This window comes from Thiohalophilus sp. (genome assembly GCF_034522235.1).
Classification (GTDB): domain Bacteria; phylum Pseudomonadota; class Gammaproteobacteria; order UBA6429; family Thiohalophilaceae; genus Thiohalophilus.
This window is the reverse complement of record NZ_JAXHLN010000003.1, coordinates 794,956-816,880: the sequence shown is the minus strand read 5'-3', so window position 1 is coordinate 816,880 and position 21,925 is coordinate 794,956. Positions and strand designations below refer to the sequence as shown.

Annotated in this window: 23 protein-coding genes and 1 pseudogene; 5 read left to right on the top strand and 19 right to left on the bottom strand. The window is 56.1% G+C overall.

Annotation, left to right across the window (positions count from 1 at the left end; translation table 11 throughout):
- Window positions 1–6: 6 nt before the first annotated feature.
- Both U5J94_RS06940 and U5J94_RS06935 read right to left on the bottom strand, forming a co-directional pair.
- Window positions 7–786, bottom strand: coding sequence for a methyltransferase domain-containing protein (locus U5J94_RS06940; protein WP_322564911.1), 780 nt, complete (start codon window positions 784–786; stop codon window positions 7–9).
- Complete coding sequence (locus tag U5J94_RS06935; protein WP_322564910.1) at window positions 783–1,031, bottom strand: hypothetical protein; 249 nt, start codon at window positions 1,029–1,031, stop codon at window positions 783–785. The genes U5J94_RS06940 and U5J94_RS06935 overlap by 4 nt, the downstream gene beginning before the upstream one ends.
- A gap of 501 nt (window positions 1,032–1,532) precedes the next feature.
- On the opposite strand from U5J94_RS06935, the gene U5J94_RS06930 reads away from it, so the two are divergent.
- Together U5J94_RS06930 and U5J94_RS06925 are read left to right on the top strand one after the other, a co-directional pair.
- Window positions 1,533–2,075, top strand: coding sequence for a phosphatase PAP2 family protein (locus U5J94_RS06930; RefSeq protein WP_322564909.1), 543 nt, complete (start codon window positions 1,533–1,535; stop codon window positions 2,073–2,075).
- Window positions 2,076–2,087: 12 nt separating this feature from the next.
- Window positions 2,088–3,290, top strand: coding sequence for a glycosyltransferase (locus tag U5J94_RS06925; RefSeq protein ID WP_322564908.1), 1,203 nt, complete (start codon window positions 2,088–2,090; stop codon window positions 3,288–3,290).
- A 20-nt stretch (window positions 3,291–3,310) separates the two neighbouring features.
- Here U5J94_RS06925 and U5J94_RS06920 read toward each other — a convergent pair whose 3' ends face one another.
- The 7 genes from U5J94_RS06920 to U5J94_RS06890 form a co-directional block, all read right to left on the bottom strand.
- A complete protein-coding gene (locus U5J94_RS06920) occupies window positions 3,311–4,351 on the bottom strand; it encodes a glycosyltransferase family 1 protein (RefSeq protein WP_322564907.1) in 1,041 nt (346 codons plus the stop codon).
- The gene (locus tag U5J94_RS06915; RefSeq protein ID WP_322564906.1) at window positions 4,348–5,160 is read right to left on the bottom strand and encodes a UDP-2,3-diacylglucosamine diphosphatase; all 813 of its coding nucleotides are present in this window, start codon (window positions 5,158–5,160) and stop codon (window positions 4,348–4,350) included. Before U5J94_RS06915 ends, U5J94_RS06920 begins: the two co-directional genes overlap by 4 nt.
- Window positions 5,161–5,816: 656 nt before the next feature.
- The gene (locus U5J94_RS06910; RefSeq protein WP_322564905.1) at window positions 5,817–7,010 is read right to left on the bottom strand and encodes a methyltransferase domain-containing protein; all 1,194 of its coding nucleotides are present in this window, start codon (window positions 7,008–7,010) and stop codon (window positions 5,817–5,819) included.
- A gap of 23 nt (window positions 7,011–7,033) precedes the next feature.
- Window positions 7,034–7,702 carry a glutathione S-transferase family protein gene (locus U5J94_RS06905; protein ID WP_322564904.1) on the bottom strand — a complete coding sequence of 223 codons (669 nt, stop codon included), beginning with the start codon at window positions 7,700–7,702 and terminating at the stop codon, window positions 7,034–7,036.
- 120 nt (window positions 7,703–7,822) lie between these two features.
- Window positions 7,823–8,449 (bottom strand): alpha/beta fold hydrolase, encoded by a 627-nt coding sequence (locus tag U5J94_RS06900; protein ID WP_322564903.1) that lies wholly within the window; start codon window positions 8,447–8,449, stop codon window positions 7,823–7,825.
- 5 nt (window positions 8,450–8,454) lie between these two features.
- A complete protein-coding gene (locus U5J94_RS06895; protein WP_322564902.1) occupies window positions 8,455–8,658 on the bottom strand; it encodes a hypothetical protein in 204 nt (67 codons plus the stop codon).
- Window positions 8,639–10,777 carry an MASE1 domain-containing protein gene (locus tag U5J94_RS06890; protein WP_322564901.1) on the bottom strand — a complete coding sequence of 713 codons (2,139 nt, stop codon included), beginning with the start codon at window positions 10,775–10,777 and terminating at the stop codon, window positions 8,639–8,641. Before U5J94_RS06890 ends, U5J94_RS06895 begins: the two co-directional genes overlap by 20 nt.
- A gap of 107 nt (window positions 10,778–10,884) precedes the next feature.
- Between U5J94_RS06890 and U5J94_RS06885 the strand changes: the two genes are divergently transcribed.
- On the top strand, window positions 10,885–11,460 hold the full coding sequence (locus U5J94_RS06885; RefSeq protein WP_322564900.1) for a hypothetical protein: 576 nt from the start codon (window positions 10,885–10,887) through the stop codon (window positions 11,458–11,460).
- Window positions 11,461–12,069: 609 nt separating this feature from the next.
- Here the strand turns inward: U5J94_RS06885 and rlmM are convergent.
- The 4 genes from rlmM to U5J94_RS06865 are packed head-to-tail and all read right to left on the bottom strand — an operon-like array spanning window position 12,070 to window position 14,420.
- On the bottom strand, window positions 12,070–13,122 hold the full coding sequence (rlmM, locus tag U5J94_RS06880; protein WP_322564899.1) for a 23S rRNA (cytidine(2498)-2'-O)-methyltransferase RlmM: 1,053 nt from the start codon (window positions 13,120–13,122) through the stop codon (window positions 12,070–12,072).
- A 5-nt stretch (window positions 13,123–13,127) separates the two neighbouring features.
- Window positions 13,128–13,379, bottom strand: a complete 252-nt coding sequence (locus tag U5J94_RS06875) for a YkgJ family cysteine cluster protein (RefSeq protein WP_416224201.1) — start codon at window positions 13,377–13,379, stop codon at window positions 13,128–13,130.
- Between the two features lie 35 nt (window positions 13,380–13,414).
- A complete protein-coding gene (locus U5J94_RS06870) occupies window positions 13,415–13,624 on the bottom strand; it encodes a hypothetical protein (RefSeq protein ID WP_322564897.1) in 210 nt (69 codons plus the stop codon).
- A gap of 37 nt (window positions 13,625–13,661) precedes the next feature.
- Window positions 13,662–14,420, bottom strand: coding sequence for a hypothetical protein (locus U5J94_RS06865; RefSeq protein WP_322564896.1), 759 nt, complete (start codon window positions 14,418–14,420; stop codon window positions 13,662–13,664).
- 137 nt (window positions 14,421–14,557) lie between these two features.
- Between U5J94_RS06865 and U5J94_RS06860 the strand changes: the two genes are divergently transcribed.
- A complete protein-coding gene (locus U5J94_RS06860) occupies window positions 14,558–15,220 on the top strand; it encodes a class I SAM-dependent methyltransferase (RefSeq protein WP_322564895.1) in 663 nt (220 codons plus the stop codon).
- Between the two features lie 16 nt (window positions 15,221–15,236).
- Window positions 15,237–16,661, top strand: coding sequence for a deoxyribodipyrimidine photo-lyase (locus U5J94_RS06855; protein ID WP_322564894.1), 1,425 nt, complete (start codon window positions 15,237–15,239; stop codon window positions 16,659–16,661).
- A 200-nt stretch (window positions 16,662–16,861) separates the two neighbouring features.
- Here the strand turns inward: U5J94_RS06855 and U5J94_RS06850 are convergent, their stop codons facing one another.
- The 6 genes and pseudogenes from U5J94_RS06850 to U5J94_RS06820 all read right to left on the bottom strand — a co-directional run bounded on the left by U5J94_RS06850 (window position 16,862) and on the right by U5J94_RS06820 (window position 21,834).
- Window positions 16,862–17,431 (bottom strand): PIN domain-containing protein, encoded by a 570-nt coding sequence (locus U5J94_RS06850; RefSeq protein ID WP_322564893.1) that lies wholly within the window; start codon window positions 17,429–17,431, stop codon window positions 16,862–16,864.
- Window positions 17,432–17,435: 4 nt separating this feature from the next.
- Entirely contained in the window at window positions 17,436–17,897 is a 462-nt protein-coding gene (locus U5J94_RS06845) for a helix-turn-helix domain-containing protein (RefSeq protein ID WP_322564892.1), read from the bottom strand.
- Between the two features lie 219 nt (window positions 17,898–18,116).
- The gene (hflC, locus tag U5J94_RS06840) at window positions 18,117–19,058 is read right to left on the bottom strand and encodes a protease modulator HflC (protein ID WP_322564891.1); all 942 of its coding nucleotides are present in this window, start codon (window positions 19,056–19,058) and stop codon (window positions 18,117–18,119) included.
- Window positions 19,055–20,107 carry an FtsH protease activity modulator HflK gene (hflK, locus tag U5J94_RS06835; RefSeq protein WP_322564890.1) on the bottom strand — a complete coding sequence of 351 codons (1,053 nt, stop codon included), beginning with the start codon at window positions 20,105–20,107 and terminating at the stop codon, window positions 19,055–19,057. Before hflK ends, hflC begins: the two co-directional genes overlap by 4 nt.
- 328 nt (window positions 20,108–20,435) lie before the next feature.
- Entirely contained in the window at window positions 20,436–20,690 is a 255-nt protein-coding gene (locus U5J94_RS06830) for a carboxymuconolactone decarboxylase family protein (protein WP_322564889.1), read from the bottom strand.
- 293 nt (window positions 20,691–20,983) lie between these two features.
- Window positions 20,984–21,834, bottom strand: a pseudogene (locus U5J94_RS06820) (REP-associated tyrosine transposase).
- Window positions 21,835–21,925 lie beyond the last annotated feature (91 nt).

Here is a 21,925-nt window from a genome sequence, read left to right as displayed (position 1 = left end):
ATCCTGTCAGGGTTTGTGGCAGATCACGTGTATATAACGCGCCAGGGATCGAAACGGCTCCTGAGAACTGTAGCGTAACTCCATTTCCAGCAACTCTTCAAAGGGTAGCTTGTCACGCATGCCGCGATCCATAAAGTCCGTGAAAGTGCGCACGCCGGAACAGGCCACGATCTGCAAGCCGCTATCCTCGAGCCAGTCATAGACCTGCTCCGGTATCAGCGGATTATCCGGGGTCAGGTATTTGCCTTCGCCTGCCAGATCGCCGCTGCGTACTCGTTTGAAGTTACCGTTCAGCAGATGCCGGTAAATGAGGCTGTGGCGGTTGAAAAACAGCAGGGACAACCAGCCGCCGGGGCTGATCAACTGCTGCAGTGCGCCAATGCCCTGTTGCGGGTCAGTCAGCCATTCCAGCACCGCATGGGACAATACCAGATCAAACTGCTGATCACTGTCATCGGCAAGTTGCTGAAACGGTTGCTGGACAAAACGAACGCTGTCGGAGGCTTGCGCAGCGGAAAAATTCAGTCGGGCGTCTTCCAGCTGTTTGCCGGAAATATCGCACAACAACAGCTGATGGCCCTGCTCGTGCAGGCGCTGACTGAAATTCCCCATTCCGGAACCGGCATCCAGGACCCGCAATGGCCTCCCCGCCGCCAGCGGTAGAATATGTTGCTGGACATCCTGCCACAGGATCGCCAGCCGCAGGCGACCCTTTAGCGAGGCATAGATATTCTGTTTGAACCGTTGATGGAAGTGATCGAAATTGTGGTCCCGATCCCGGCTCATGGCGCGTCCTGATCGAGCCATTCAACCAGATAATAAAGCCGGGCGCCCTCGGAGGAACGGGAGGGTCCCACCACCATCGCGGCATAGAGGTTCTTTTGCGCATTGGCGCCGGCCAGTGCCGCCTCGGCACTGTCCACCACCTCGACGCTGCCTTCGGGAAAGCGATCCCGCTTGCGACGCGGGCAATAGATCACGGCAAACTGTTCGCGGACAACATCGCTGTCCGGATCCAGATCAATACGCATAGTGTCCTCTTCGCATCCCGCTCTCCTGATCGTGGTTCAGGATTTCATATGTATTGGGGTATTCTAGCACTGTACGTTGCAGTTGGCAGTTGGCAGTTGGCAGTTGGCAGTTGGCAGTTGGCAGTTGGCAGAACCATTGTAGGCCAGGTTGCGCGCAGCGCTATCTGGCATTCCACATGTCGACAATGTGCCTGTTATCTCTCGCAGAGGCGCCAGGGCGCTGAGAAACACCCGCTTTTTAATCCTCAGCGGACTCTGCGTCTCTGCGAGAGTCAGATATCTTTCGTACCAAAATAGCGAGCCTGTGGGAGCGCCCCACGGGCGCGACTGCCGAATCTGGCACCGGTCGCGGTCGAAGCCCGCTCCTACAGCTGCCAACTTTTTCTTCATCACCCGGAATTTCTTTATCCGGCGGTCATAAAACGTTCATCGGGCTGTCAGGGTTTTGTCATCTGCGTGTCCCATCCTTACTGGCAGGATTATATAAAGAGTATCCTGATTATGAATGCCATACGCCACAGTCTGTTTATCAAACGCATGGTGGCATATGAGCTGGCCCTGTGCAGCCAGTTCAACCGTGCCAGCCATATCCGGGTCATCAAGTCGCTGTTTGCCTTTATCAGTCGGCTAGGTGACGGGGTTTTCTGGTACACGCTGATCGCGTTGTTACCGTTGATCTATGGCAGCCAGGCACTGGGGGCAGCGCTGCATATGTCAATCGTCGGGGCACTGGCACTGGCCCTGTACAAGGCCATCAAATCCGTCACCGAACGGCCTCGGCCCTGTGTGGTCAAACAGGACCTGCTGCTGGGAACGGCCCCGCTGGATCAGTACAGCTTCCCCTCCGGACACACCATGCATGCGGTCTCCTTTACCCTGGTGGCCCTGCATTATTACCCCGAACTGGCCATCGTCCTGCTGCCGTTTACTGCACTGGTGGCCCTGTCCCGGGTGGTCCTTGCCCTGCACTATCCGACTGACGTGTTGTGCGGCGCCCTGCTCGGCGGCGGCCTTGCCCTGCTCTCATTCACCATAAGCGGCTAAGCGGGCGGTGGTATGCGGATAGTGATGGTTTCCGATGTGTATTTTCCCCGCATCAACGGCGTCTCCACTTCCATACAGACTTTTCGTGACAGCCTGCAGGCATTGGGACACGATATCCGGCTGATTGCCCCCCGTTACAGCGCTGAGGATCCCGCCCAGGCAGGTATTTCGCGTATCCAGGCGCGCCCGGTACCGTTTGATCCCGAGGACCGGTTGATGTCCGTTACCGCCGTGGATCGGGAAATTGCCAGACTGCATCGGGAAAAGCCGATCGATCTGATCCATATCCAGACGCCGTTTGCCGCCCACCGCAGTGGTAAGCGCATGGCTCGCCGACTGGGCATCCCCTGTATCGAGACCTATCACACCCATTTCGAGGAATACATGCACAACTATGTGCCGTTGATTCCCCGCCGGATATTTCGTCCCCTGATCCGCTTTATAACCCGCCGGCAGTGCCATAACCTGCAGGGGTTGATCGTCCCCTCCAGCGCCATGCTCAAGGTAATTCGCGACTATCACATTCAACTCCCAACCCGGATCCTGCCCACGGGCATCGATCCCGAACGTTTCTCGCGCGGTGACGGACACGCCTTTCGCAAGCGCCATCATATCGAACCGGACCGTCCGGTGATGGTGCATATCGGGCGCATCGGCCACGAGAAAAACATCGACTTTCTGCTGCACGTACACCACCGGGTATTACAACAATTGCCAAAGACCCTGCTCGTGATTGCCGGGGAAGGGCCCGCGCTCGAGCATTTAAAACAACTGAGCGACAAACTGGGGACCCGGGATAATATCCGCTTTGTCGGCTACCTGGATCGCAACACGACGCTGGTTGACTGTTACCGTGCCGGCAATGTATTCGTGTTCTCTTCGCGCACGGAAACCCAGGGGCTGGTACTGCTTGAGGCAATGGCCTGCGGCATACCGGTGGTCTCGACCGCTGAACTGGGGACGCGGGATATTCTCCTGCCCCAGCGTGGCGCGCTGGTCGTCAAGGAGGACGTGGATCAGTTTGCCGCCACGGTACAACAGGTACTGGCGTTGCCCGAGCTGCAACGGCGCATGAGCCGCGAAGGTCAGGACTATGTGCACGAATGGTCGCACAGTGCCCTGGCACACTCCCTGGCGGATCTCTATCGGCACACGATCGACACCTTTGCCACATCAGCCGCCGATTCTGCGCAAACCGAACGTTCGACCACCTGAACAAACCGGCGTGAGAGAAATTACTTCAGGCTCGAAGCCGTTTTTTGTACCGCGGGTTCCGCCCCGGTATTGGGCGCCAGATTGGCATAAAACTGATCCGTGGCCTGATGCCAGGAATGGGATAAACTGTAATCGCGGGGATTTTCCGGGTTGATCGCCAGTGCCCGCTTCGCGGCCCGACCAAGATCCTCGTCCAGACAACCGGTGACTCCGTCGATCACCACATCCTTCGGTCCGGTCACCGGATAGGCGGCCACCGGTACGCCGCAGGCCATCGCCTCCAGCATCACCAGACCGAACGTATCGGTCAGGCTGGGGAAGACAAACACGTCACTGGCGGCGATGGTTCGCGCCAGTTCCTCGCCATAACGAAAGCCGGTGAAGACGACTTGCGGGTATTTTTCCTCCAGCATTGCCCTGTCCGGTCCATCGCCCACGACGTATTGCGTACCCGGCAGATCCAGCGACAGGAAGGCCTCGATATTCTTTTCCACCGCCACCCGGCCGACATAGACGAAAACAGGCCGCGCCTCGTGCAGGTAATCCTTGCCATAGGGTCGAAACAGATTCACGTCCACCCCCCGTCCCCACACCTCGACATGCGTGAAACCGTGCTCCAGCAAACGCTGCTGCATGGACGGCGTTGGCACCAGGGTACGCTCGGCTGGACCGTGAAACCATTTAAAAAAGGCATAGCTGAGACGCAGGGGAACCGGCAGGCGCAGGCGCAGATACTCGGGAAACTGGGTATGATAGGACGTCGTGAATTTGAGTTTCCGCCGCCGGCAATAACGCCGCACCGCCATCCCCACCGGACCTTCGGTCGCGATATGGATCGCCTCCAGGGCATACGCATCCAGCATGGCGGCGATCCGCCGATAGGGAAACAGCGCCAGCCGGATATCCGGATAGGTCGGCAACGACACGGTTTTGAACGGTTCGGGGGTAATCATGGCCACTTCATGACCCGATTGTTCCAGGATACGCCGGGTCGTTTTCAGTGTTGTCACCACGCCATTGGTTTGTGGCGCCCAGGCGTCAGTCGCGATGACAATTCTCATGCGATCTTCTTGTCCGCATCCGTGACCGGATGTTGCTTGATGGGCCTGACCACATCGGACCAGTGCAGGATCTCCAGCATGCCGTCCCGATGCTCGACCATCGCCGTACAGTTTTCCACCCAGTCGCCATCATTACAGTACAGCACCTCACCGATCTGGCGAATCTCGGCATGATGAATGTGACCGCAAACCAGGCCATCCACCCCGGCGCGCCGGGCCTCGTTGGCGACGGCCTGCTCGAAATCGTGAATCACATTAACCGCGTTTTTGACGTTGCTTTTAAGAAACGTGGAAATAGACCAGTACGGGAACCCCAGACGACGACGAAAGGCATTCAGACAGCGGTTGGTATACAGCAGCACATCATAGGACTTCTCACCCAGATACCCGACGAGTTTGCTACAGCGGATGGCATTATCGAATTCATCCCCGTGCAGTATCAGCAGGCGCTTGTTGTCCGCCGTTTCATGGATGTAGCGGTTATGGATTGAAATGTTACCAAATACCATTCCATCCAGCTCCCGGAAATCTTCATCGTGATTACCGGGGATATACACCACCCTGGTGCCGTGTTTGGCCTTGCCCAGTATCTTGCGCATGACATCATTATGACTTTGCGGCCAATAGAGTCCTTTACGGCGCATATACCACAAGTCGAAAATGTCACCGACCAGAAACAGATACTCACACTGCACAGAGTCGAGAAAATCAATCAGATACTCGGCCTTGCAGCCACGATAACCCAGATGGATATCGGACAACCAGACACTGCGGTACCGGAGGGGACGGAGCTGGTGGACGGAATTCATTATCCTGACCTCGGCTGGTTTTTAACAAGCCTAGGGGGTCAGTGTGACAATGCCGCGAAACGCCGATGACAGAATAAAGACAGTTGACAGTTGGCAGTTGGCAGTTGGCAGTTGGCAGTTGGCAGTTGGCAGTTGGCAGTTGGCAGTTGGCAAAAATTGTGTAGGCCAGGTTGCGCGCAGCGCTACCTGACAATCGACCGGGGGAATCGTCACATAGGCTTCGCCAATGTGACCTATGGCTGAATAGTGATTCTGTAGGAGCGCCCCACGGGCGCGACTGCCGAATCCGGCACCGCCGCGGTCGAAGCCCGCTCCCACAAATAGAAGTTGGCAGATGGCAGATGGCAGATGGCAGATGGCAGATGGCAGATGGCAGAAAATTCTGATTCAGGTATTTTGCTGTCAACTGCCAACTGATGACTGCCTACTTTATTCGCGTGGGACGCACCCTACCGGGCTACGACATCATCGCGGCGTAGCCGCTCCTACAGCTGCCGACTGCAAACTGCGACTGCCAACTTTCTCTTCAGACACCATCGCGGCGCAGCCGCTCCTACAGCTGCAAACTGCAAACTGCAACCGCCAACTTTCTCTTCAGACACCATCGCGGCGCAGCCGCTCCTACAGCTACCGACTGCCAACTTTCCCTTCAGAACTCAGCACTTTTTTGTACCCCAGACGGCAAACAGCGGATCGGCGTCATCGAGCTGCTCAATATAGGGATCGTCGGCCGGGCGGGGCCAACCGCGCAGGGATTCGGACGCCAGTTGTTCAAACCGGCCGCCCAGGCGCAGGTAATCGAGTACCAGCTGCATGCGTTCGAAGGCATACAGCTCGCTCCACAATTGAATCGCCTTGGTTGGAAACCAGCGATCGGAGAAGGTAATGACAAAGGGTGCGCCGGGCTTGAGTATCCGCGACACCTCCTTAACCACTGCCAGGGGCTGAATCAGGTATTCGATCGAGGCGGTACAGATCACCGCATCGAAGGCGGCATCATCAAACGGTAAACGGCTGTCCTGGTTCAGGTCCTGCAATGTAGAGTCGTTGATCCGGGGATTGGCCTGTAATTCCTGTGCATTCAGGCCCAGTCCATGGACATCAATATCCGTCGGCTCCGCCGGCAGATGCGAGACCCAGCTCGACATCAGATCCAGCACCCGCATACCCGGCTGCAGGAAACGACCATAGAACATCTGAATATGTTCACGACAGGTGGCGTCAAGATGCTGCACCAGCCGGGGGCTGGTATAGAATTCACTATCCCCGGCTTCATCGATTCGCCGAAAGGCCTCTGCACTGAAAAAATCGGTATCGGTATCCGCCAGGCTGGCCTGCATGCCCGGACCGTTACCGGTACAGGCCGCCAGGATATCCCCGGGTGTGTCGCCCTGATCCCTGCCGGGCTGTGTTTCCCCCAACAGAGTCGCCTGCACATTCAAATGCCGGCCTGCCAGCGGATGGTTGAGATCGATGCGCAGTTCCCGCTCGCCGGCCTGCAGGCAACGCAACGGCCAGTTCGCATCCCTATCCATCTCGATCGCCTCGCTGACAAAGCGACGCGGATAAAACCGGCCGGTGCGGGGGATCACCGGAGGCAGCGGGTGCTTGCTCCGGCGTCGAAACTGTTCCCGGGGCAGGGTCCTGATCAGATTTTGCTGGTATTGCTCCTGCCAGTCGTCGAACAGAATATCCAGCTGTGCGCTTTCGCCGGCAGACCGATCTTGCAGCTGCGAGCCCAGATCGGCCGGGAAACGATCATTGGCCAGATCGACATGCTCGAAGTAATAGCGATCGCGGTGGCGGGCATGAGGACTGTCCCAACCGAGTTCGATTTCCACTGGCGCCATGCGCATCTGTGGTCTGAATCGGATTAAATATCGGCTTTTTGTGCAAATATCGAGCCGCTGCTCTGGATGCGCTCACGATAATCGTCGTTATAACTTGCCTGTACGGCATTGATCACGGACGGCCTTTGCAACAGGGTCTCTGCCCAGCGCGCAATCTCTGGCGCATCTTCATAGACATCCTGCTTCTGCATATCTTCCAGACAACGCAGCATACGGAAGATCGGCGCATAGACGGCATCGACCAGCGAGAACTCCTCGCCGTTGAAATAAGGACCGCCGGCGAAGAACTCATCCAGGGTTTCAAGCCGGTCCCTGACTGTCATCAGGTTCTGTTTGTAACCCATCTCCTCACCGGTGATCGAGTAGGTATAGACCGCGCCCAGCAATTCATTACCAAACTCGATCCAGGCGCGGTTTTTGGCCCGGGCAAACGGATCCTCGGGATACAGGCTGCCGGGCGTAATCTCATCCAGAAACTCGCAAATTGCCATGGATTCGAACAACGGCTCATCATCCACCAGCAGAACCGGCACTTTCTCCAGTGGCGAGACCTCGTGAAACCAGGCCGGTGGATTATCCAGATCGATATATTCGATCTCATAGGGAACCTCTTTTTCCAGCAACGTGATGATCGATCGCTGAACAAAGGGACAGAGTGCAAAACTGATTAACTTGAGTCTGGGTAATGACATGATTGGCGGATCCTGGTTGAATTGATTGCCTTGAGAACGGCGACGCGGCCAGTCGCCGAATCCCGACGCGGATATCCAGTATATCAAGCGTTCGCCTGCTGCGAACACCCTGGAAGAGGTTTATGTAAAACGGCCCTGCTGCAGGAAACGGCAGACCAGTGCGGCCGCTTCGCGGGAGACGAGCATGCTCAGGTGACTGCAGTGAACCGTCCGGTGCTGATGCAGCCCCGGGGAACGGGTTTCACTCACGGCCACGGTCCCGTCGTGCGGCGGGACGAGTTTTCCCGGCGCCAGAAACTGACCGATACCGAAAGAGCGGGTTCCGGCGATCATGCCCGACTCGGTTTCACCCCGCCAGACAGGCGCATCGCCCAGTAACCCGGCCTCGCTGGCGCGCCCGAGCAACACCCGCGAAAGCCGTCGCTGGTACAGATGCCGGGCCACCACGCTGCCCTGCAAGGGTGTCCCCAGCATCACCACACGGCCGACTCGCGCCGGCGCGCCCTGCTCGAACAGATGCGACAGGACAATCCCCCCCAGGCTGTGCGCCACCAGATGAACCCGGGGGACATCAAGCTGCTGCAGGTAAGCCGCCAGGCGGCGGGCATTGTCCGCGGGACGGTGACGCAGACTGGGATAATAGAAATAACGACAGCTATAGCCGCAACGTCGCAGACGCCAGGCGAGCGGGCGCAGCTCCAGCGTGGTCATCCAGATGCCGTGAATCAGGACAACGACGTCAGACATAAACGCTATTTGAAGAAGGTGTAGATCAGGTAGGCGCAGCTGGCCAGAACCAGCCCGGCGCCCCAGAAAGCCAGCCAGAATTGACGCGCCCGAATACCGGCAGCCACAAAGACCACCCCGGTAAACAGCCCGAAGATGGCGGAGCCGACGATCATACCGTCCACCTGCTCCTGTGCTTGCCGGGGATCGCTACCAATTCGATAACGCATCGTTACTCCTGACATGTTTCTGCTTGATGGGCAGGGAGAACTCAAACACGTAACCCGGCCCGCCCCCCGGATAGGCGCGCAGTTCACCGCCCATGTTTTCTATGATACTGCTGGCGATGGACAGTCCGAGCCCTATCCCCTGTTTTTTCGTGGTAACGAGGGGGGTAAAAATCTCTTCCCGCAGCTCCGGCGGCACACCGGCGCCGGTATCGCGAAACGAGACTTTAATATAGTCGCCCTGCTGCTCCGTCATGATCGTCAGGATGCGATCAATCTTGACCTCCTGCATCGACTCGATTGCATTGATCACCAGATTCAATATCACCTGTTGTGTCAGTACCGAGTCGACCAGAATCAGGGGCAGGGACTTGCCAAGCACATAAACGACCTGAACGTTATTGGTTTTTATCTTGTTTTCCACCAGCCGTAATGAATCCTGCAACACTTCATTGATATCCACCGAGGAAAACTTGATGTCCTTGCGATTCACAAAGTCACGCAACTTGTTAATAATACGACCGGCGCGTTCCGCCTCGTCGCTCAGACGCCCGAAGACATCCTGCACATCTGTCTCACTGAGCCTGCCCTCTCTTGAACGGTTCAACCCGCCTTTGGCATAACACATAATCGAGGTCAGCGGCTGATTGATTTCGTGCGCCAGACTGGTCCCCAGCTCACCGACAGAAATATAGCGCGACAATCTGGTACGCTCTTCTTCCTGTTGAATTTTCTGTTCGTCAGCCAGTTTCTTCTCGGTAATATCCTCGGCAATACCGGCCAGACGATAGATGCGACCGGTTTCATCATAGACCGGGAAACCCTTGTCACGCACCCAGCGCACATCGCCATCCGGACGAATAATTCGGTATTTCAGTTCAAATCGGCCGTTGCGTTTGAAGTTTTCAAACTCATCAAACACCCGCTTTTTATCCTCCGGATGCAGCGAGGCTTCCCACTCTCCCGGATTCTCGTAGAATGTTTCGGGCTCCCTTCCCCAGGTATCCCGGCAGGAGGGACTGATATAAATCACATGATTATCATTTACGTCAGCCAGCCAGAACACCTCGTTAATATTCTCGGACAATTGTCGCAAGCGCAGCTCACTTTCCTGGAGCCGCTTGTGGGATTTGCGCAAGGCTTTTTCCGACTGGCGCCGTTCGGTAAACAGGGCGGCCACAACCATCGCCGTGATTGCGGTAATACAGATAAAGATCACCACAATCAAAAGATTGAGCACGTCTTTCGACCCCAGGTAGGGGCCCCAGTCCGGATGATAGGAAAACAGCAGGATGACGCTGACCAGAATCGATGCCAGCGTGGCACCGAATTGCTCAAAACTGATGGCGATGAACACGGTCAGGGGCAAAATCAGATAAAACAGTCCCAATCTGCCGGTTGTATGCATTTCAGCACCGGAAAAACTGTATAGCGCCGCCAGTGCAAGCAATAGCAAATAGGTCGAAAGCTGGCCGATCCGATTGGACTTGATAATATACTGACAATCCTCGCCGATATCCGGATCCAGCGCGCTGTCCTCGGGACCGCCGCGATAATAGAACAGGTTCCGCCAGACCATAATGAATGGAACCAGCAATAAAATACCAGTCCCGTCACCCAGCCACCACATACTCCAGATAAGCCCAAAATCCGACCAATCGATCAGATTGGAAATCACCATGGCGATACCGCCGAACAGACTCGAAACCAGCGGCGCGCTGAAGGCGATCACGGCGAAGTGAAGCACATCGGTGACCCGGCGAAAACCCAGTTTCACCCGAAACCGCTTCACAAGATACCACCCGACCAGGGCTTCCAGGACATGACCGCAGGCCGCCAGAAAAGCCACGACCAGCGGCATTTCATGACGATAGGCCAGCAACCCGATACCGATAAATATTCCGGGCCAGTAGCGGGGCCCATACAGGATGAAGACCAGCAGGGCCAGTCCGGAAGCCGGCCAGAACGGGGTAACGCCGTCGTAACCCGAATCGATACCCAGCCCTGCTTCGCCCAGCAGAAAATAGGCGAAGCCGAACGCGAGGATGATCACCGCGCTTTTGAGCGAACCCGGCCACACCAGCTGTTCGGACAGAATAAAACGGGGCTTCAGATTTAACACCACTATCGCCGTAAGGTCCTGGTTTCCAGCACTAACTGTATGTGATAGATGCACAACCGGCAAGCCTGCTGCAGCCATCTCGGGGGCATCCGTGCTATTCTCCGCGTATGGATCCGAATCAAACCGACAGTCGTTTCGACGAGTATTTCGTGATTCGCATCGAGCGCCAGCTCAGCGCCGAACAGTCCCGGCTTGCCAGGTGCGATATCTTTGTCGGCCCCGACAACCAGCTGGTGCCGATCAAGGAGGCCCTCCGTTTTGAGGATGCCGATCGGGCCGCCCGGCATATCGGGCAGCTGGACGAGCAGGACCGCTATCAGTACATCATTCAATTCTGCAGCCAGAAAGATCGCAACGCCTCACCGAGCGAGCTGGAAACCCTGATCAACGAGATCATGGAAATCCCCTATCCGTACAGGCGCACCGCCTATAACTGGCTGCGGGGCCGGGATGTCCAGGCCCTGCTGCGCCGTGAATCCGACGAAGTCTGTGAGCGACATCGCCGGGTATTGCTCGAACACGATATCGACATCACCCGCAAGAGCGACGTCATCCTGATGAAGCCCAAACGCGGGAAGTTCAACATCAACACCGGCCAGCAGTCCGACACGGCGCCACGCCAGTACTTCGCCTACCCCGGCCAGAAGCCCCTGCCGGTCTCATCCGATGATGAAAGCGAATAAATCCGTCTCTAACAAATTCCTGTCTGATTAACGCGGAGGTCGCGGAGGCGCAGAGCCGCAGAGAAAAAATCCTTTTGAATTCTCTTATTCTATGGTGTTCTACAATTCGGGGTTGTTGCACGAGAAAAATTATAGTTTTTTAGTCGTAGGCCCTATAAAGCAAGGCGGTATCGGGCAACACCTCTGATTGCCGGACACCGCTTTGCTATGTCCGGCCTACCACTCATCAGACGATGAAAGTGAATAAATCCGTCTCTAACAGATTCCTGTCTGATTAACGCGGAGGTCGCGGAGCCGCAGAGCCGCGGAGAAAAAATCCTTTTGAACTCTCTTATTCTATGGTGTTCTACAATTCGGGGTTGTTACACGAGAAAAATTATAGTTTTTTAGTCGTAGGCCCTATAAAGCAAGGCGGTATCGGGCAACACCTCTGATTGCCGGACGCCGCTTTGCTATGTCCGGCCTACCACTAACCTCACTTCATAAATCATCTCATTTTATGGTGTTCGACGAACCGGGTTTTATTATAACGAGGAAAAATTATAGTTTTTTTCACCCTCTGCGGCTCCGCGACCTCCGCGTTAATTATCGTGGCATTAAAAAAATGGCTCAGATGGCGGGGATGACGCAGACGGTCACTTCTTCTCGATCGTGATAGAGCTGTTTACAACGAATCGTCGCGTCGATACCGGCGTGAACCAGTTCGTCATGCAGCAGGGTCAGGCACTGCTGCACTTCCTGGTAGCGTTTTTTCATCGGTAATTTGAGGTTGAAGATCGTATACCGGCACCAGCCGTTGACCAGCCAGCGCGCCATCAGGGCGGTCACTTTTTTTGGCTTGTCGACGATGTCGCATACCATCCAGTCGACTTTCTTTGACGGCTGATAACGAAAGCCGTCTTCGCGAACGTGTTCGAGTTGTCCCGAGTCCAGCAGTTCCTCCTGCATGGGGCCATTGTCGACTGCGATCACAAACAGATGCCGCTGTATCAGTTGCCAGCTCCAGCCACCGGGCGCGGCGCCCAGATCCACGGCTTTCATGCCCGATTGCAGAAATTGCTCGCGCTCATCCTCGAACATCAGTCGCAGTATGCCCTCTTCGAGTTTCAGGGCCGACCGGCTCGGCGCCTGGCGCGGGGCCCGCAGGCGCGGAATGCCCATCAACCAGATCGAACTGTTATCCAGCGGCGCGTAACCGATATAGGCGGCATGGGTGGAAAGAAAACACAGATGCAGTCGATAGTCCGCCTTTGCCCGGTACAGCCCGCCGGCGTCCAGTTGCGACTCCAGCGGACGGGCCAGCGCCCGGCAGAGTTTCTGCAGTTCCTTGCCGGTATTGGTATCCGGGGTTTCGATAAAAAATTCGGCATACTGGCGAGGCTGTTGCTGCAATAACGTCAGGATAGGGGTCAACCGATCGGCCAGCGGCAGATCATTGAGAATTTCGTAGATCGCAAACCACTGACGGGTAAAGATCAGATATTCCAGTCGCAATACGGCAAACAGGTCGACATCGGGATCATGGCTGGCATAAATCACATAGCCGTTATCTGGCCGTGTCTTGCAGTAACCGCTGATGCCCCGTTGCAGCGCCTGGGTCTGGATCTCGGCGGCACATTCGTTCTCAAACCCGGCGCGACAATAAAGTAACCAGCTCGACATGCTTCTCAGCCTGTCTGCCGTTCGAGCCACTGCAGATTATGCAGCGCCTGCGCATCATTATCGCCGCAGATCGAGACCGTCGCACTGAACTGTTCACACACCGCGGGACGCTCTGGCTGGTTGAACAGACGACATCGATTGGCCTCATCGAGCTGGATACAGCGTACGCCGGCCGGTTTGCCCTGCGGCATGCCGGGGATCGGCGAGGAGATGGACGGTGCAATACAACAGGCGCCACAACCGGCGCGGCACGCCATGCTGTCGGTTTGTTGCAAATGACTGATCTTTCCCACTACCCTTCTCCACCGGACATGGCGGCCACCAGGGCCAGGATCCGATAGGCCAGCTCCTCATCGGGCGAGACCAGCGCGGTGATCTGGCGCAAGCCACGCTGTTTCTTGCGCGGCGCCAGCTTGCCGGTTTTTTTCTTGCGCACGGCTTTCTTTTGGGTCTTCTTTTTTGCCGTACTCTTCTTTTTGCTGACTTTCGTTTTCGCTGCCATAGTCCGGATAGTTCTCAGTAATTGTCCGCCCGCCGCATTATCGACCAGCCAGTAAACGCCGTACAGTGAAATTGAAATTTCCCCGGCTGATCTCCTGCGCCAGTGCCGGCACCCCGTTCAGTTGATCGCGCAACAGCTGGCTGGATGAGGGCTGACGTAAAAAGCAGGCAATATAATTTTCAAATGCCGGCAGGGTAAACTGATACCCCTGGGGCAGCGCCCTGCGTAACTTCGCCTGATGATACCAGGCACAATCGCGCAGGCTCTTGCGCGAGACAAAATTCATCACCAGCATCCCGTCACGGCTCAGGTTGCGAGTGAGCAGTTCGAACCATTTTTGATCCGCGCTGATCGCCCTGACCGGTTCGCCCGCCTGTTCGCCGAACAGGTCCTCGATAATCAGATCAAATTTCGGGCCGCGATAATTGCGCAACCACTCCCCCGCCTCCGCCTGGTGCAGCTGTGCACCGCACTGTGCTATCTCGAAATAGTCCCGCGCGACCTGCACATGGATCGGGTTGAGTTCCACCCCTACCATTTCGGTAACATCGGCATAACGCTGTAACTGGTGAAACACCGTCCCCCCACCGACGCCCAGCATCAGTACCCGCCCAAACCGGGGCGGTTGCCGAAAGAACGCCGGTAGCCATAACAGATCCCAGATGCCGCCCGCCAGGCTCCGTTGCGGATGATACTGGCTGTGAAACACCCCGTCGGTATACAGACGGCGGGTGCGTCCCGCGGTGCGCACTTCATAGGTGGAACCCTGGTAAGTCTTTTGCCAGAGAATGGCCATGCCCGCTGATGTCCCCTGTTAACTGCGCAGCCCGGCGGCAGTGGCAGATGAATTGCAATTATCGACGGCTAGTTTACCATAACGGGAAATCCCGTCGCCTTGCGACGGCGTCTTCCCGCCCAGTGACGAGGCAATGCATGTCAAACCGTACCCTGAACCTGACTGACACTGTTTACGATTACCTGCTTGATCATTCCCTGCGCGAGAGCCCGCTGTTAAAACAGCTGCGCGAGGAAACCGCCACCCTGGAGATGGCGCGTATGCAGATTTCCCCGGAACAGGGGCAGCTGCTCAATCTGCTGGTTAAACTGCTCGGTGCCAGACAGGTGATCGAGATCGGTGTGTTCACCGGCTACAGCGCCCTGTGCATGGCCGAGGCCCTGCCGAACGACGGGCGCCTGGTGGCCTGTGATATCAACCAGGAATGGACCGACATGGCCCGACGTTACTGGCAACAGGCCGGAGTCCATAAAAAAGTCGAGCTGCTGCTGGCGCCGGCTGACAAGACCCTGCAAAAACTGATCGACACCGGCAATGCCAACAGTTTCGATTTTGCCTTCATCGATGCCGACAAAAGCCATTATCTGACCTATTACGAACAGTGCCTCAAGCTGATTCGCCGGGGCGGTCTCATCGCCATCGACAATACGCTCTGGAATGGCGATGTCGCCGACCCCGCCGTTAACGACGAGGATACCCGGGCGATCCGCGAACTGAACGACGCCCTGCACAGCGACTCGCGGGTGGACATCAGCCTGCTGCCCATCGGCGACGGGTTGACCCTGGCGCTCAAGCGCTGAAACCGGCCCGACCCGTATGTCCCGTACCCTGATTCTCTGGTTCCGGCAGGACCTGCGCCTGCACGACAACCCCGCCCTGCAGGCCGCACTGGCGGACGCCGAGCGGATCATTCCTTTATATATACACGATGACACTACCGCCTGGGCGCCGGGTGCGGCCAGTCGCTGGTGGCTGCACCATAGCCTCACCGCGCTGGCGGACCAGCTCAAACAGCGCGGCAGCCGTTTGATCCTCCGTACCGGGGAAAGTACCGGGGTAGTGCAACAGCTCATTGATGAAACCGGCGCCGACGCCGTGTATTGCAACCGGATCTATGAACCGGCCCTGCTCAAGCGGGACAAACAACTGCACCGGCAGTTAAAAGACAACGGCATCACCTTCAGCGTTTACCAGGGCAACCTGCTACGTGAACCGGACACCGTGCACAACCTGAGCGGCCAGCCCTACAAGGTCTTCACCCCGTTCTACAAATGCTATCTGCGCGAAGGCTGGGATAACCATATCTACAAAACGCCTGGACAACTGCCCGGCGTCTCCACCCGGATCAAATCCGAGAAGATTGCCGATCTGGACCTGCTGCCCACCATCGGATGGGACAGCGGCTTTTACGACCACTGGCAACCCGGCGAGGCCGGGGCCTGGAAACAGCTGCGCCGCTTTTTGCGTGATGACCTTGCGGATTACCACCAGGCGCGGGATGTGCCCTCATTGCAGGGCACCTCGTGTCTCTCACCACACCTGCACTTCGGCGAGATCAGCGTACGCGCTATCCTGGCCGAACTGGATCGCCAGGGACCGCGCAAGCAGGGCGAAGGCTTTATCCGCGAGCTGATCTGGCGCGACTTTGCCCACTCGGTGCTGTTCCACTTTCCGCACACCACCGACAAACCGTTCGATGAACGGTTCAGGAACTTCAAATGGAAGCAGTCGAAAAAGCTGCTACAGGCCTGGCAACAGGGCCAAACCGGTTACCCCATCGTTGACGCCGGCATGCGCGAACTGTGGCACACCGGATATATGCACAACCGGGTCCGCATGATCGTCGCCTCGTTCCTGACCAAGAACGGCATGATTCACTGGAAACAGGGCGCCGAATGGTTCTGGGACACCCTGGTGGACGCCGATCTCGCCGCCAACAGCATGAACTGGCAATGGGTCGCCGGCTGCGGCGTCGACGCCGCGCCTTATTTCCGGATATTCAACCCCGTCACCCAGAGCCAGAAATTCGACAAGGAAGGGTTATACCTGCGGCGATGGGTGCCGGAGCTGGCCAGCCTGCCGAACAAATACATTCACGAACCCTGGAAAGCGCCGGATGAGATTCAACAAGCGGCGGAATGTATTATCGGCGAGGATTACCCGGAACCAATCCTGGATCTGAAGGCCACGCGGGAAGCGGCGCTGGAAGCCTATAAAAAGCAGATTACCAGGAAGTCATAGTTCCCATTGACTGACACAGAACCAAATGACTGCCCCAAATTCACGCACACTTTACACTCTGGTCAATCCTGTAGGTCACGCTGGCATTAGCCTGCGTGACACCCATGCCGATACGGAGAATGTCAGATAGCGCTGCATGCAGCCTGCCCTGCGCCCCTTTCAGAAATAGATATTACTTATGCTGCTCCGGAAATTTATTCTCAGATCAATGTTATAACTTCTTTTAATTTACCAACCGTTATCGGTAGTCCCTGATTGTAAAAAATATCCAATAGTTCTTCTGCAGTATAAGGTGGTTTTTTGAGCCGTTCTCTTTGTTGCCGAACTACGGCGCAAAATGCCGTTGGATTCAGGTCAAACAAATGACCCAGAAACATATCTGGCGATTGCGCATCTATTTCATATTTGGCAAGCACTTCATCGGGGAAATCTCTCAGATTGTTTGTCACAATCACATCAGCCTGGCATTTTATGGCTGCTGCCAGAACATGCCGATCATCAGGGTCCGGCAGCTCCAGGGAATCAATATAACCTTCATAATTTTCAACAATCGCGTCAGGAACAGCCTGTCGCATAAGCTCTGCTGTGCGATAAAGAGTTTCTTCGGGGATATCAGAACGATCTTTCAGAACATTACGTATCCATTCATTCTGAATCTCAGTGGTCCATTTTGCACGGAACTGATCTGTCAGGGCGACGCTCATCAGGAGATCGCGTAATGGGGCAGGATACAGAACACAGGCATCAAATACGGCAGTAAAATTTGCCATGTGCCTAGTATCCCATTTTTGATTCCTGTGCTTGTACCGCCAGTTCGTCTAATGCCTTGCGTCGTGCATCCATGCGTTGTTCCTTATAGGCTACCAGGTCATGAAAATAGACCCGTCGATGACTTCCAACTTTATGAAAAGGTAATTTCCCTTCCTCGAGTAGTTTTACGAAATAGGGACGGGAAACATTCAGGAAATCGGCTGCTTGCTGGGTAGTGAGTTCTGCATGCTGCGGAATGAGTGTCACCGCCTCACCTTCAGCCATATGGGCAAGGATATCCACCAGCATCCGCATCGCCGATACCGGTACGGTGATCTTTTGGTCTCCATCGACTACCTGAATCTGGGCCTTGTCACCCTTACCGATACAGGCCGCAAGCAAACGGCTGCTCTCGGCCGCGATTTTCATATCCTCTTCACTCGGCGGTCGGCCTGCTTGATCAGATAGCTTGAATGCCTGCTCCATTTCCAGTCCTCAGTTAATAATACATTCCCGACTGTTTATAAGCTTGGCACACAAACGAAATAAACGCAATATACGAAATAATCGAAATTTTGTCATACTAATAGAGGGGTTAATGAATCAGAACGAACTGATCTTATTGATTTGTATAGAGAAAGATAGAGGCTGGTAATTAACCAGGTGCCGCGCCCGTTGCGGGCGCGGTACCCTGGCAGGCGGGGTTTACTGGACCTGAGACTCTTCCAGGTAGCGGAAGAAGTCGGAGTCAGCGCCGAGCATGAGGGTGCTGTTCTCGCCCAGGGCCCGGTAGCTTTCCAGCGTGCGGAAGAAGGAATAGAACTCCGCATCGGCCCCGAAGGCCTCACCGTAGATCCGGGTCGCTTCGGCGTCGGCCTCGCCCCGGATCTTCTCGGCGTCACGCGCGGCCTCGGAGCGGATGCGCCGAAGGTCACGTTCCATGTTGCCGAGGATTTCCTGGCTGCGGCCCCGACCTTCGGAGCGAAAACGTTCGGCGATGGACTGGCGTTCGGCGATCATGCGGCTTTCCACCTGCTTGCGCACGGATTCAATGTAGTTGACCCGCTTGATGCGCACATCGTCCAGCTCGATCCCGAGCGCGGGCATGGAATCCCGGGCCCGCTCCAGAATACCGGCTTCCAGCAGTTCACGACCCAGTTTGGGTTTTTTCTCCAGGTTGACGTCACTGCGTTCGGCCAGCGCAGGATCATCCAGCTCATCGACATCGACTTCCCAATCCTTCGAGCGAACGATCTCTTCCAGCTCGGTTGACGAGACCATGTCGCGCACCACCGAGTCGATGATGTCGTCGAGTCGGGTGCGTGCGCCGGCTTCATCCCGGACACTGGTCAAAAACAGCAGCGGATCGGTGATCCGCCAGCGCGCCGTAGTATCCACCAGAATGAACTCACGGCCCAGTGTGGGGATCTGGGTCACGTCCCCGTCCCAGACCAGCAGGCGCTTGTCGAAATAGCGCACATTCTGCCAGGGCAGCTTGAACTTCAGGCCCGGCTCGTTAATAACATCGCCGATCGGATCACCGAACTGGATCACGATGGCCTGTTCGGCTTCATCCACGGTGTAGAGGGTAACGTAGCCGATTGCGAGGGCTATCGCGGCCACGATGGCAAGCACTGTGGTTTTCATTGGTCACCTCCGGTGGCACGCGCGGCTTTACGGTTGACATCGAGCAAGGGGAGCGGCCCCACCTGCCCGTCCTGTACGACCAGTATCTGTCCGATATTGGGCAGGATCTCGTTGAGGGTTTCCAGATACAGGCGAGAGCGCGTGACCCCGGGCGCCTGCCGGTATTCGCGCAGAACGGCACTGAAGCGTGCGCTCTCGCCGTCGGCCCGGTTCACCCGTTCCGTGGCGTAACCTTTGGCTTCAGCGACGGTGCGCAGGGCGGCGCCCTTGGCGTTGGGGATCTCCTGGTTAACTTGTTTTTGCGCTTCGTTGATCATCCGTTCCCGTTCCTGGCGTGCTTCGTTGACTTCGTTGAACGCCGGCTGCACGGCCGGGGGTGGCACCACGTCCTGCATTTCGACGGTGCTGATGCGAATGCCGGCATCGTATTGGTTGAGTATTTCCTGAATCTCGTCGCCGGCCTTCTTCTGAATCTCCACCCGGCCGATGGTCAGCACCTCGGAGCCCAGCATGTTGCCGACGATACGGCGCATGACCGACTCGGAAATGTCGCGCAGGGTCCGGGTGGGCTCGCGCATCCGGTACAGGAACTTGATGGGGTCTTCGATGCGATACTGGACCACCCACTCCACGTCGATCATGTTGAGATCGCCGGTGAGCATCAATGACTCGTCTTCAAATTGCGCGGCGCTGTAGGTCGAACGTTGACCCTGGCGGGTGCCCTGGGTGCGGAAGCCGAATTCCTGCTTGAGCACACGCTCGGTGGCCACCAGCTGAACCTGGTCGATGCCAAAGGGAAGCTTGAAGTGCAGTCCGGGATCGGTAATCCCCGTGACGGAACCGAATCGCTTCACCACGGCCCGCTCTTCGGGCTGGACAGTGTAAAAAGACGTCAGCGCCGCCCAGGCCAGCAGGAGGAGTACAACGACGCCGATGACGCCGCCGATCCGGCCACGCGGTGAGCCCCCGCCAGTGAATTTTTTCATTATCTCAAACAGGTCGGGCGGGCCCGACGGCCCGTGACCATTGCCTTTCACGGATTGAATCATGCTTGTTCTCCCTTGAATCGTGACAACAGTCTACGCTTCAGGGTCGGTTTTGTAAGCAATTTGGGCGAAAAAATCTGGTCAATCCGTACGCACCGACAGTGGGTGCTGAACGACTGTTCGATAACGGAAACTGCGCTGGAGGTAGACAAGAAAGAGAGCGTTGGGAGATCATAATCCCCTGGATCACAGAGGGTTAGAATGCTGACACCAGAATCGGCAAGTTAGTGTCCGCTTTCGGCCAGAAGCCGTCATTCAACGCCAGCATCAGCGGCGGCGGGTACGCCGTCCGCTGCATGCTGTTGTTAACGCATCTTGTTGTAGTCCCTGCTTAGTTGCCACAACACGTACCATTGTTACTAGCGTCACTTTTCCCAGAGAGCATCTCTAACGCAGCTTCATATACCTTTTTAGCTGGTACATTTTTGACCTTGTTTGCAATCTCAATTGCTTCGTTCAGCTCATGGTCTTCAATGCCTGCTTTCTGCGCGGCAGGAATGTGGTATTCAATACAGGGAATACAGTTGCTGCCTATAGCTGCCCCAATTGCAACTAACTCCTTATCTCTTTCACTTAAGAGTGTCATGCGATTTCCTCCCATCATACAGATCCGAAACCTGAACGGAGATCAACTTCTTCCAATGATTCTAAAGGCCACGAGCATAACAACACCACATATGGCCATCAGCCCTGTCATGATGAGCCAAATAATTTGTAGCACTTCAGGCTCAACGGTATACCCGACAAAAAACAGTAGGATCCCTATAATTACACACACCACAGGACACCACTTACACTGGCTCGTGCACTCCTTCATCATTGACATCTCATTTCCTCCAGAATCATCGGTATTGACTCACAGGCCATACGGCAACGGGGTCAGGTCTTGCCTTTTGCCCGCTCGTCTTTCAGGATGCGGCTGACTCGTGAATAATGCAAGCCCAAGTACTCACCAATTTCCTTCATGCTGTAGCCGCCACTAGCGTATGCCAGACGGATGGCCTCATCACGGCTCATTGCGTGTTGTTCATAATCCGGCAGTGATTTTGGCACAGGTCGTCGCTGGGCCGTCGGAATTTCGCTCAGATCTTATCCGTTTCCAGTTTCCGCTGGAGTTTTTCAACAAAGGCTTCATCTCCCAGGAAAACCTGATTAGTTAGATCGGCCCAGGGTGAAGGTTGATTTTTGCCCTCGAAGACAAAGGTCCGATAGGCATGCATTGCGTCCGATTTTCGGGTACCAAAGGCAGCCAGAATCCAGTCAGTTGTCAGCCAGCCGGGGCGCGTCACCTGACCGGCCGTGGCCCGATAGCTGCTCCAGGGCCATTCCTGCGCGCTGTGTACCATGCGGGCCCGGACCGGGTTGAGGACGATGTAGCGCGCCAGTTCAAGCAAATAGTTCTCTTTTTGCACGATGATGGCCGTGTACCGGCCCTGAAAGACATGCCCGACCCGGTGGTGGCGGCGATTAGTGCGCTGGGTATACACCCCGTTGAGCTGACGCATGCCCGAGGCCAGATTCGCATCCGGAGTCTCGACCAATAAATGGTAATGATTGCTCATCAGGCAATAGGCATGGACTGCCCAGTTAAACCGATCGCAGACGTCGGCAAGGATATCAAGAAAAGTCTGGCGATCGGCGTCATCCAGGTAAATCTCCTCCTGACGATCACCCCGGGAAGTGATGTGATATAACGCACCGGCAAATTCAATCCGTAGTGGCCTGGCCATCTCTGCACCTCCTTGTGCAAGAAATATTTTTGAGTCCAGATATATCTGAGCCAACAAACCATGTTGTGCTGAGAAAACTCTATCGCCATTT

Bases quoted from the DNA above. Each gene is read 5' to 3' on its own strand.
- U5J94_RS06940 (WP_322564911.1), bottom strand. From the start codon at position 786: ATGAGCCGGGATCGGGACCACAATTTCGATCACTTCCATCAACGGTTC.
- U5J94_RS06935 (WP_322564910.1), bottom strand. From the start codon at position 1,031: ATGCGTATTGATCTGGATCCGGACAGCGATGTTGTCCGCGAACAGTTT.
- U5J94_RS06930 (WP_322564909.1), top strand. From the start codon at position 1,533: ATGAATGCCATACGCCACAGTCTGTTTATCAAACGCATGGTGGCATAT.
- U5J94_RS06925 (WP_322564908.1), top strand. From the start codon at position 2,088: ATGCGGATAGTGATGGTTTCCGATGTGTATTTTCCCCGCATCAACGGC.
- U5J94_RS06920 (WP_322564907.1), bottom strand. From the start codon at position 4,351: ATGAGAATTGTCATCGCGACTGACGCCTGGGCGCCACAAACCAATGGC.
- U5J94_RS06915 (WP_322564906.1), bottom strand. From the start codon at position 5,160: ATGAATTCCGTCCACCAGCTCCGTCCCCTCCGGTACCGCAGTGTCTGG.
- U5J94_RS06910 (WP_322564905.1), bottom strand. From the start codon at position 7,010: ATGGCGCCAGTGGAAATCGAACTCGGTTGGGACAGTCCTCATGCCCGC.
- U5J94_RS06905 (WP_322564904.1), bottom strand. From the start codon at position 7,702: ATGTCATTACCCAGACTCAAGTTAATCAGTTTTGCACTCTGTCCCTTT.
- U5J94_RS06900 (WP_322564903.1), bottom strand. From the start codon at position 8,449: ATGTCTGACGTCGTTGTCCTGATTCACGGCATCTGGATGACCACGCTG.
- U5J94_RS06895 (WP_322564902.1), bottom strand. From the start codon at position 8,658: ATGCGTTATCGAATTGGTAGCGATCCCCGGCAAGCACAGGAGCAGGTG.
- U5J94_RS06885 (WP_322564900.1), top strand. From the start codon at position 10,885: ATGGATCCGAATCAAACCGACAGTCGTTTCGACGAGTATTTCGTGATT.
- rlmM (WP_322564899.1), bottom strand. From the start codon at position 13,122: ATGTCGAGCTGGTTACTTTATTGTCGCGCCGGGTTTGAGAACGAATGT.
- U5J94_RS06875 (WP_416224201.1), bottom strand. From the start codon at position 13,379: ATGGCGTGCCGCGCCGGTTGTGGCGCCTGTTGTATTGCACCGTCCATC.
- U5J94_RS06870 (WP_322564897.1), bottom strand. From the start codon at position 13,624: ATGGCAGCGAAAACGAAAGTCAGCAAAAAGAAGAGTACGGCAAAAAAG.
- U5J94_RS06865 (WP_322564896.1), bottom strand. From the start codon at position 14,420: ATGGCCATTCTCTGGCAAAAGACTTACCAGGGTTCCACCTATGAAGTG.
- U5J94_RS06860 (WP_322564895.1), top strand. From the start codon at position 14,558: ATGTCAAACCGTACCCTGAACCTGACTGACACTGTTTACGATTACCTG.
- U5J94_RS06855 (WP_322564894.1), top strand. From the start codon at position 15,237: ATGTCCCGTACCCTGATTCTCTGGTTCCGGCAGGACCTGCGCCTGCAC.
- U5J94_RS06850 (WP_322564893.1), bottom strand. From the start codon at position 17,431: ATGGCAAATTTTACTGCCGTATTTGATGCCTGTGTTCTGTATCCTGCC.
- U5J94_RS06845 (WP_322564892.1), bottom strand. From the start codon at position 17,897: ATGGAGCAGGCATTCAAGCTATCTGATCAAGCAGGCCGACCGCCGAGT.
- hflC (WP_322564891.1), bottom strand. From the start codon at position 19,058: ATGAAAACCACAGTGCTTGCCATCGTGGCCGCGATAGCCCTCGCAATC.
- hflK (WP_322564890.1), bottom strand. From the start codon at position 20,107: ATGATTCAATCCGTGAAAGGCAATGGTCACGGGCCGTCGGGCCCGCCC.
- U5J94_RS06830 (WP_322564889.1), bottom strand. From the start codon at position 20,690: ATGACACTCTTAAGTGAAAGAGATAAGGAGTTAGTTGCAATTGGGGCA.